The 9,453-nt window shown below is 70.9% G+C and carries 8 protein-coding genes; 3 read left to right on the top strand and 5 right to left on the bottom strand.

Features of this window, described 5'->3' with window-relative positions; translation table 11 throughout:
• A partial coding sequence (locus F3J10_RS32390; RefSeq protein WP_345791249.1) for an EamA family transporter occupies nucleotides 1–418 on the bottom strand: 418 nt, incomplete at its 3' end.
• 377 nt (nucleotides 419–795) lie between these two features.
• Complete coding sequence (locus F3J10_RS32385; RefSeq protein WP_167243800.1) at nucleotides 796–2,061, bottom strand: MFS transporter; 1,266 nt, start codon at nucleotides 2,059–2,061, stop codon at nucleotides 796–798.
• Between the two features lie 422 nt (nucleotides 2,062–2,483).
• On the opposite strand from F3J10_RS32385, the gene F3J10_RS32380 reads away from it, so the two are divergent.
• Both F3J10_RS32380 and F3J10_RS32375 read left to right on the top strand, forming a co-directional pair.
• Nucleotides 2,484–2,696: a hypothetical protein gene (locus F3J10_RS32380; protein ID WP_017920817.1), complete on the top strand. Its 213-nt coding sequence runs from the start codon at nucleotides 2,484–2,486 to the stop codon at nucleotides 2,694–2,696.
• 40 nt (nucleotides 2,697–2,736) lie between these two features.
• Nucleotides 2,737–3,768 carry a serine/threonine protein kinase gene (locus tag F3J10_RS32375; protein ID WP_013699695.1) on the top strand — a complete coding sequence of 344 codons (1,032 nt, stop codon included), beginning with the start codon at nucleotides 2,737–2,739 and terminating at the stop codon, nucleotides 3,766–3,768.
• A gap of 70 nt (nucleotides 3,769–3,838) precedes the next feature.
• On the opposite strand, the gene F3J10_RS32370 is transcribed toward F3J10_RS32375, so the two are convergent.
• Together F3J10_RS32370 and F3J10_RS32365 are read right to left on the bottom strand one after the other, a co-directional pair.
• Nucleotides 3,839–5,257, bottom strand: a complete 1,419-nt coding sequence (locus F3J10_RS32370; protein ID WP_025100312.1) for a coniferyl aldehyde dehydrogenase — start codon at nucleotides 5,255–5,257, stop codon at nucleotides 3,839–3,841.
• Nucleotides 5,258–5,293: 36 nt separating this feature from the next.
• A complete protein-coding gene (locus F3J10_RS32365; protein WP_167243799.1) occupies nucleotides 5,294–6,967 on the bottom strand; it encodes an isovaleryl-CoA dehydrogenase in 1,674 nt (557 codons plus the stop codon).
• 220 nt (nucleotides 6,968–7,187) lie between these two features.
• Between F3J10_RS32365 and F3J10_RS32360 the strand changes: the two genes are divergently transcribed.
• On the top strand, nucleotides 7,188–8,885 hold the full coding sequence (locus tag F3J10_RS32360) for a GMC family oxidoreductase N-terminal domain-containing protein (RefSeq protein WP_167243798.1): 1,698 nt from the start codon (nucleotides 7,188–7,190) through the stop codon (nucleotides 8,883–8,885).
• A gap of 33 nt (nucleotides 8,886–8,918) precedes the next feature.
• Here the strand turns inward: F3J10_RS32360 and F3J10_RS32355 are convergent.
• Nucleotides 8,919–9,453: flagellar hook-length control protein FliK (locus F3J10_RS32355; RefSeq protein ID WP_167243797.1), on the bottom strand; the 535-nt coding region annotated here is incomplete at its 5' end.

Below are 9,453 nucleotides of genomic sequence, written 5' to 3'. Positions count from 1 at the left end.
CATGCCAGACCACCAGCGCGAGCCCGGTCAGCGCGAGCAGCAGGCCCGCCAGGCGCGGCACCGACCAGCGGCGCTCGACCAGCGCCAGGGTGAGGATCGGCTGCGCGCCGAGCAAGGTGGCCAGCATGCCCGGCGTGATGCCGTGTTCGAGCGCGAGCAGGTAGGCGATCGAATACAGGCCCATCAGCAAGCCGATCAGCGCCGTGATGCGCCGCCCGCCGGCCGGCGGCAGCCAGCGGCGGCGCGCCAGGCCGATCGCGGCCAGCGCCAGCGAGGCGAGCGCGAAACGCGCGATCAGGAAGGCCAGCGCGGAGGCGTGGCGCACGCCGAGTTCGGCGAAGATCGCGCCGCTGCTCCACAGCAGCACGAATGAGGAAGTGGTGAAACGCGCGACGAGCGCGCCTTGTGCGAATCGCATGATGTGTCCTGTCGATCGGAACCGGAAACGGCCGCGCGCGACGCCGCCGCGCGAATGACGCGCAGGCAGGACGAACGGGACCGATGGGAAAGCTGCGGCGCGGTTCAGCCGCGCCGTGCCGCGCGATGCGGCGGCGGCGCGCCGATGCGCGGCGGATCGACAGGAGGTGGCGGTGCCGCTTGCGCGCGCCCGTGCCGCCGCGCGCAAGGCGGCAGGCAATCGGTGAGCTGGGCGGGCAAGGCAGGCCGCATGGTTCGATGAACGAAAAGGACGGATGACACGCCACGTTAGCGCATCGGGGCCGGGCTCGGCAAGTGGCGAATGCGAGTAGGCCTCGCGCCGTGCCCGCTACACGAGCGGCGGCGCCGCGATCGTCGTCAGGCGGCGCCGGCGCGCTCGCGCGAGCGCAACCAGCTCGCGGCGACCAGGCCCACCGCCAGCAGCGCGCCCACCAGCGCGGCCACGCCGCCCCAGCCCGAGGCGCTCCAGGCGTGGCCGCCGAGCGAGCCGATCACGCTCGAGCCGAGGTAGTAGGACAGCAGGTAGAGCGCCGCGGCCTGCCCCTTGCCCTGGCTGGCGAGCCGGCCGACCCAGCCGCTCGCCACCGAGTGGCCGGCGAAGAAGCCGAAGGTCATGCAGGCGATGCCGGCCGCGATCGCCGCGACCGGGGTGAGCAGGGTCAGGGCCACGCCCAGGCCCATCATCACGATGCCGACCATCAGCACGCGCCCGCGCCCGATCGAGTCGGCCATGCGGCCCGACCACGGCGAGGCGAACACGCCGACCAGGTAGACCACGAAGATCGCGCCGATGGTGGCCTGGTTCATCGCGTAGGGCGGCGCCAGCAATCGATAGCCGATGTAGTTGTAGAGCGTGACGAAGCTGCCCATCAGCACGAAGGCCATCAGGAACAGCACGGGCAGCTCGCGGCGGCCGCGCAGGTGGCGCGCCAGCGCGCTGCGATGATGCGCGAGGCCCAGCCCGCGGCGCGGCGTGAAATGCCGCGAGGGCGGCAGCAGCGCGCGGAACGCCAGCATCGCGGCGAGCCCGAGCACGCCGATCCCCGCCACCGCGATGCGCCAGCCGAACAGCTCGGCCAGCACGCCGGTGATCACGCGACCGGCCATCCCGCCGATCGCGGTGCCGCCCACGTAGAGCCCCATCGCCAGGCCCAGCCCGTCCGGATGCACCTCCTCGGCCAGGTAGGCCATCGCCACGGCCGGCACGCCGCCCAGCGCGATACCGGTCAGCGCGCGCAGCACCAGCAGCTCGTGCCAATGCGGCACGAAGGCGGCGGCCAGCGTGAACAGCGAGGACAGCGTCAGCGAGAGCGTCATCAGGCGATGCCGGCTGAGCCCTTCGGAGACGAAGCCGGCCACGAAGATGGCCAGCGCCAGCGCGGCGGTGGCGAACGACAGCGAGAGGCTGCTCTGCGCCGGGCTCACCCCGAAGGCACCCGAGAATTCGGGCAGCAGCGGCTGCACGTAGTAGAGCAGCGAGAAGGTCGCGTAGCCGGCGAACAGCAGGGCGATGCTCGCGTGCCAGTAGCCGCGCGAACCGCGCTCGAGATAGGGGGCGGTCGGGGCGGGCTGCGCCGGGCGGCTGTCTGCGGCCGATTCCGGCGATCCGGGTGAAGCGCTCACGCTGGGGGTCTCCCTGCAACGGACAAACCGCAACGATACGCCGCTTGCCCGAAACGCGTCGGTTGCCGCCGACTCGCGCGAGCCGCGGCGGCCGGCGCGCGCGGCGGGCTTGCCGTTGCTGTCGCGCGGGCGCGTCAGCCGATGCGAACGTCATGCGAAGTGCATGTTTTTGTGTTCTGCTGGAGCGTCACGGCACTCGGGTTATGATTGCCGTGCGCCGGCAGCGTTTTCCGGCGCGGCCGAAGCGTCCCCCTAATGGGGGGCGACCCGGCGGATCGCGGCGCTGGCCGCGATTTTGTTTTCATGCGACGCGATTCCATCGAAGTGCGAATCGGTTAACAATGGAAACGCGTCCCGCCCCCGGGCGGCGCATTCCAGTATTCGCGGCCGGCGATCCGGTCGGTTTTGAGTGGGGAAACATCATGCATGTCGGTTCGATTGTCTGCACTACGCATATCGCCGTACCGAAGGGCGCTCGCGGCATCGTCCAGCGCATCCTCGGTGACATGGCGATGGTGACCTGGTACGCGGGCGTGCCGGGCGATTCGAAGGAACTGAACACCGAGCCCTTCTTTCTCGAGGACCTGATCGACACCGGAGAATCCGTGCTGCCCGCGGGCGCCGCGATTCACTGAGAACTCGTCAAGCGGCGCGGCGCGCGGCACAATGCGGGCCATGCACGACGACCATTCCGAACCCACCCCGGCCGGCGACAGCGCCGGCCTTCCTTTTGCGGGCCTCACGCCCGAGCGCGTGCTCGACGCGCTCGACAGCGTGCTGATCCCCGCCGGCCTGCGCACCGACGGGCGCCTGCTCGCGCTCAACAGCTACGAGAACCGCGTCTACCAGGCCGGCATCGAGGACGGCCAGCCGATCGTCGCCAAGTTCTACCGGCCGCGACGCTGGTCCGACGCGGCCATCCTCGAGGAACACGGCTTCGTCGCCGAACTGGCCGCGCGCGAGATTCCCGCCGTGCCGGCGCGCGCCTTCGAGGGCCGCACGCTGCACGAATTCGAGGGTTTCCGTTTCTCGGTGTTCGAACGGCGCGGCGGCCGCGCGCCCGATCTCGACCGGCGCGACACGCTCGAATGGCTGGGCCGCTTCATCGGCCGGATCCACGCGGTGGGCGCCACCCAGGCCTATGCCGAGCGGCCGGTGCTCGATATCCGCAGCTTCGGCTACGACTCGCGCGACTACCTGCTGTCCAACGAGATCATCCCCGTCGATTTGCGCGAGGCCTACCGGACCGTGCTGGCGCTGGCGCTGGAAGGGGTCGAGGCGGCTTTCGAGCGTGCCGGCGAGACGCGCCTGCTGCGCGCGCACGGCGATTGCCATCCGAGCAACGTGCTGTGGACCGACGCCGGCCCGCATTTCGTCGACTTCGACGACAGCCGCATGGCGCCCGCGATCCAGGATCTCTGGCTGCTGCTGCCGGGCGACCGCGCCGGCGCGTCCAGCGCGCTGGCCGACCTGCTGGCCGGCTACGAGGATTTCTGCGAATTCGATCCGCGCGAGCTGCACCTGGTCGAGGCGCTGCGCACGCTGCGGCTGATCCATTATTCGGCGTGGCTGGCGCGCCGCTGGGACGACCCGGCCTTTCCGGCGGCCTTCCCCTGGTTCAACACCCATCGCTACTGGGAAGAGCGCGTGCTCGAGCTGCGCGAGCAGGTCGGCGCGATGCAGGAAGGGCCGCTCTGGCCCGTCTGATCCGGTCTCGACGCCGGGAGCCGGCCGTTGCATGCGCAACGAGCGCGATCCCTCCCGGCGATCCCTTTCCTCAGAACCTCAGCATCAGCTTGATCAGGGCCCCGAAGCGCTTGCCGTAGGGCGGCGCGAGCAGGTTGCGCGCGTTGAAGCGCGCCTGCGTGAGCACCGGCTTCATCTTCGAGAAGGTCACGAAGCCGTCGTAGCCGTGATAGGCGCCCATCCCGCTCGCGCCGACCCCGCCGAACGGCAGCGAGCCGCAGGCGATATGCATCAGCGTCTCGTTGATCGAGACCCCGCCCGAGATGGTGTCGCGCATCACGCGATCGATGTTGGCGCGCGATTCCTCGAACAGGTAGAGCGCGAGCGGGCGCGGGCGCGCGTTCACGTAGGCGATCGCCTGCTCGAGCGTGTCGTAGGGCACGATCGGCAGCAGCGGCCCGAAGATCTCCTCCTGCATCAGCGCGGACTGGTCGGGCGCGCGCGTGATCGCCACCGGCGCGAAGCGGCGCAGCGCCGGATCGCAGGGCGCCTCGGTCAGCGGATGCAGGGTGGCGCCGCCGTCCTGCGCCTCGGCCGCGAGCCGGTCGAGCCGCGCGAAGTGGCGCTCGGAGATGATCGAGGTGTAGTCGGCGTTGTGCGCGAAATCGGGGTAGAGCCGCGCCACGCGCGCGCGGGCCCGCTCGATGAAGGCCTCCTCCTTGCCGCGCGGCACCAGCACGTAGTCGGGCGCGATGCAGGTCTGGCCCGCGTTGAGCGTCTTGCCCGCGACGATCGCGTCGACCGCGTTGTCGAAGCGCGCGCCGGGCCCAACGATGGCCGGCGACTTGCCGCCCAGCTCGAGCGTGACCGGCGTCAGGTGCTCGGCGGCCGCGCGCATCACGTGGCGGCCCACCTGGGTCGAGCCGGTGAACAGCAGGTGGTCGAAGGGCAGCTTGCTGAACGCCGCGCCGATCTCCGCATCGCCGTTGACCACGGCCACGTGATCGCGCGAGTAGGTCTTCGCGATCAGGACTTCGAACAGTTCCGAGGTGCGCGGCGTCAGCTCCGACATCTTGACGATGGCGCGGTTGCCTGCTGTCAGCGCGCAGATCAGCGGGCCCGCGGCCAGCAGCACCGGGTAGTTCCAGGGCACCACGATGCCCACCACGCCGAGCGGCTGCGGGATCACGGTGGCGCGCGCCGGCTTCAGCCACTTGTTCATCGGCTTGCGGCGCGGCCGCATCCAGCGCTTGCCGTGGCGCAGCGCCTCGTCGATCTCCTCCTTGGCCATCCAGATCTCGGAGAGCAGCACCTCCTGCTTGGCGCGATGGCCGAAGTCGGCATTGATCGCCTCGGCCAGCGCGTCGGCATTGTCGATCAGCATCGCCCGCAGCGCGCGCAGATGGCCCGCGCGCGTGTCCCACGAGGGGTAGGGCGCGCGCAGGTAGGCGGCGCGCTGGTCGTGCAGCAGCGCGTCGAGCGTGGCGAGTCCGGGCAGGTCGTTCTTCATCGTCTGCTCCTTGGCAGGCAGGCTGGCGGCCGAACGTCAGGCCGGGAACGCGCGCGCGAGAAGCGCGCCGTGGTCGAAGGCGGGCAGCGTGCCGTAGACGCGTCCCGTGTCGTGGCTCGCGGCGCCCAGGCGCGTCGCGATGAAGGCATCGGCCATCGCGGCCGGTGCGTGGCGGATCAGCAGCGAGGCCTGCGCGATCAGCGCGATGCGTTGCGCGATGCGGCGCGCCGAGGCTTCGCGTTCCTCGGCCGGCAGCGCGAAGGCATCGAGCAACTGGTCGATCGCGCGCAGCAGCTCGGGATGTCCGGCGGCGGCCTCGCGCCAGGCGGCGACCAGGGCCGCGGCCGATTCGGGCTCGCGCTCGACGGCGCGCAGCACGTCCAGGCACATCACGTTGCCCGAGCCTTCCCAGATCGAGTTGACCGGCGCCTCGCGATAGAAGCGCGCCATCGGCCCGGTCTCGACGTAGCCGTTGCCGCCCCACACTTCCATCGCCTCGCCGGTGAATTCGAGCGCACGCTTGCAGACCCAGAACTTGGCGGCCGGCGTGACGATGCGGCGCCAGCCGCGCGCCTCGGCCGAGCTGCCGTCGTCGTGCTCGACCGCGTCGGCCAGGCGCATGAACAGCGCGGTGGCCGCCTCCGATTCGATCGCGAGGTCGGCCAGCACGTTGCGCATCAGCGGCTGCTCGGCCAGCAGCCGGCCGAAGGCGCTGCGGTGCCGCGCGTGATGGATCGCCTGCACCAGCGCGGCCCGCATCAGCGCGGCGCTGCCGATCACGCAGTCGAGCCGCGTCATGTTCGCCATCTCGATGATGGTCGGCACGCCGCGCCCTTCCTCGCCGACCATCACGCCGTAGGCATCGAGGAATTCCACCTCGCTGCTCGCGTTCGAGCGGTTGCCGAGCTTGTCCTTGAGGCGCTGCACCTGCACCGCGTTCTTGCTGCCGTCGGGCGAGAAGCGCGGCACGTAGAAGCAGGAAATGCCGGCGTGCTCGTCGGTGCGCGCCAGCACCAGATGCGCATCGCATTGGGGCGCGGAGAAGAACCACTTGTGGCCGACCAGGCGATAGGGCTGGCCGCGCCCGCCCGCGCCGAGCGGCCAGGCGCGCGTTTCGTTGCTGCGCACGTCCGAGCCGCCCTGCTTCTCGGTCATGCCCATGCCGATCATCATCGAGCGCTTGCCCGCCAGCGGGATGTCGCGCGGATCGTGCTCGCGCGTGTAGAGCCGCTCGCGCAGCGTCTCGAATAGGGCCGGTTCCTTTTTGAGCACGGGGATGCTCGCGAAGGTCATGGTCAGCGGGCACAGCGAGCCCGATTCGAGCTGGGCGTGCAGGAAGTAGCCGGCGCAGCGCGCGGCCATCGCGCCGGCGCGCGGCTCGGCGAAGGGCAGCGCATGCAGGCCCTCGCCGCGCAACAGGGCCAGCAACTGGTGCCAGCTCGGGTGGAATTCGAGCGCGTCGATGCGCTCGCCGCGCGCGCTGTGGGTCGACAGCTCGGGCGTATGACGATTGGCGAGTTCGGCCAGCGCCAGCGTGTCGGCGGTGGTGAGCGCCGCGCCGTGCCGCGAGAGTGCCGTTTGATGCCAGCCCGCGCCGTGCCGCTCGACGGCGGCCGCGAGCGCGAGGTCGGTTTCAAACGCGTTGTAGTCGGTGAGCGGCGGAGCCTGATTGGTGACGCGATGCGTCGCCGCCGGAACGTGCTGATCCATGCCTGTGTCTCCCATTTCGCGGCCGGCGACGGCTTGGCGTCGCTCGCTGCCGCGCGAGGCGAATCCGGCCATCTTAAGGCCGGACGGCGGCCCCGTTTAGAGGAATCGCTCTTGATTCGATGCGCCGCGGCGCGCGCCGCGTTCCTACAATGCGCGAACATTACAAGTGCTGGATGCGCATCGGCACGGGTCGCTGATCATGACATGAAGGAGACATGACATGCAGTACGACTATCTGATCGTCGGCGGTGGATCGGGCGGCGCGAGCCTCGCGGCGCGCCTGGCCGACGCCTGTCCCGACGCCAGCATCGCCCTGATCGAGGCCGGCGGCAGCAACCAGCGCAACCTGCTGGTCAACATGCCGGTCGGCATCGCCGCGCTGGTGCCGTACAGGATCGGCACCAACTACGGCTACCAGACGGTGCCGCAGCCCGGGCTCGGCGGGCGGCGCGGTTACCAGCCGCGCGGGCGCGGGCTGGGCGGCTCGAGCGCGATCAACGCGATGATCTACACGCGCGGCCACCCGCTCGACTACGACGAATGGGAAACGCTGGGCTGCCAAGGCTGGGGCTGGCGCGACGTGCTGCCGTATTTCCGGCGCGCCGAGGGCAACCAGCGCGGCGCGAACGAGTGGCATGGCGCCGACGGCCCGCTGACGGTATCCGACCTGCGCTTCCGGAATCCCTTCGCACAACGATTCATCGATGCCGCGCACTCGGCCGGTTATCCGCTCAACGACGACTTCAACGGCGCCGAGCAGGAAGGCGTCGGCTTCTACCAGGTCACGCATCGCGACGGCGCGCGCTGCAGCGTGGCGCGCGCCTATCTCTACGACCAGCCGCGCCCCAACCTCGACATCATCACCGACGCGACCGTGCTGCGCATCGGCTTCGAGGGCCGCCGCGCGAACGGCGTGACGCTGGCGCGGCGCGGCGGCAAGCTCGAGACGATCGGCGCGCGCGCCGAGGTGATCGTCGCAGCCGGCGCGTTCAACTCGCCGCAACTGCTGATGTGCTCGGGGATCGGCCCGGCCGAGCAGTTGCGCCGCCACGGCATCGAGGTGCTGCACGACGCGCCCGAGGTCGGCCGCAACCTGATCGACCATATCGACTTCATCATCAACAAGCGCGTCGATTCCTCGGAGCTGGTGGGCATCTGCCTGCGCGGCCTGGCCAAGATGACGCCGCAACTGCTGCGCTGGTTCTCGAAGCGCGACGGCATGATGTCGAGCAACGTGGCCGAGGCGGGCGGCTTCCTCAAGAGCGAGCCGGGGCTCGATCGTCCCGACCTGCAACTGCATTTCTGCACCGCGCTGGTCGACGATCACAACCGCCACATGCACTGGGGCTTCGGTTACTCGCTGCACGTCTGCGCGCTGCGCCCGAAGAGCCGAGGCACGGTCGAGCTGGCGAGCGGCGATGCGCGCGAGGCGCCGCTGATCGACCCGCGCTTCTTCAGCGACGAGCGCGACCTGGACCTGCTGATGACGGGCGCCAAGGCGATGCGGCGGATCCTCGCCGCCGAGCCGCTGGCCTCGCAAGGCGGGCGCGAGCTCTATACCGATCCTTCGGATGACGATGCAAGGCTGCGCGCCACCATCGTCGAGCGCGCCGACACCATCTACCACCCGGTCGGCACCTGCCGGATGGGCAGCGATGCGCGCGCGGTGGTCGATACGCAGTTGCGCGTGCGTGGCGTGGAAGGTTTGCGGGTGGTCGACGCCTCGGTGATGCCGACCCTGATCGGCGGCAACACCAACGCGCCTTCGGTGATGATCGGCGAGCGCGCCGCGGAGTTCATCGCGGCCGCGCGCCGGAGCGGCTCGGCGCCGCTCGCGGTGGCGTCGACGACGGCCGCCGGGACGATGCAGGCGCAGGCGCCCGCGCCGGCCGCGGTTCGCGCCGCCGCCGGCAACTGAGCGCCCAGGCGAGAGGAAACCGGGCGGAGGCGCTTACGCGAAGGTATCGACCATCCCGACGCGCTGCTGCGTCGCGACGCTGGACGTCGGGCCTGCGGGCCCGGCGAGCGCGTCGCCGCCCGACGACGCGCCGTACGCGGCGCCCGCGCGTCGCGTCCCGGCTGCGCCCGAGGATTGCTGTTGCGCGTTCTGCTGCGCGAATCCGCCGCCGCCGTCACTGACGTTGGCGCTGCCCAGGCTCAGGCCGCCCGATTCCATCGCCTCGCGCAGCTTCGGCAGCGCGGCCTCGACCGCCTCGCGCACCTGCGGATGCTGCGAGACGAACAGCGCGTGGGCGTGATTGTCGGCCACGCGCAGCACCACCTGCAGCGGGCCGAGGTCGGGCGGGTTCAGCGACAGCTCGGCGGTCTGCTGATGCGCGTTCGAGAGGAACACCACCTTCTGGCTGAATGCGTCGCCCCATTCCTGCGAGCCGACGCGCGGTGCCAGGCTGGCCTCGGCGGCGGCCGCGCCGGCGGTGGTCGCGGTGCCGGCCTGGGCGAGCGGCGAGCCCTGCTGCGCGGCCGCG

This window comes from Burkholderia sp. Cy-637, assembly GCF_011753175.1.
Lineage (GTDB): Bacteria > Pseudomonadota > Gammaproteobacteria > Burkholderiales > Burkholderiaceae > Burkholderia > Burkholderia gladioli.
The sequence above is the reverse complement of the archived record's forward strand: the minus strand, read 5'-3'. Positions and strand labels throughout refer to the sequence as shown.

What these genes read in the sequence shown, in the direction of transcription:
- F3J10_RS32380 (WP_017920817.1), top strand. Translation starts at nt 2,484, where the DNA reads ATGCATGTCGGTTCGATTGTCTGCACTACGCATATCGCCGTACCGAAG.
- F3J10_RS32375 (WP_013699695.1), top strand. Translation starts at nt 2,737, where the DNA reads ATGCACGACGACCATTCCGAACCCACCCCGGCCGGCGACAGCGCCGGC.
- F3J10_RS32370 (WP_025100312.1), bottom strand. Translation starts at nt 5,257, where the DNA reads ATGAAGAACGACCTGCCCGGACTCGCCACGCTCGACGCGCTGCTGCAC.
- F3J10_RS32365 (WP_167243799.1), bottom strand. Translation starts at nt 6,967, where the DNA reads ATGGATCAGCACGTTCCGGCGGCGACGCATCGCGTCACCAATCAGGCT.
- F3J10_RS32360 (WP_167243798.1), top strand. Translation starts at nt 7,188, where the DNA reads ATGCAGTACGACTATCTGATCGTCGGCGGTGGATCGGGCGGCGCGAGC.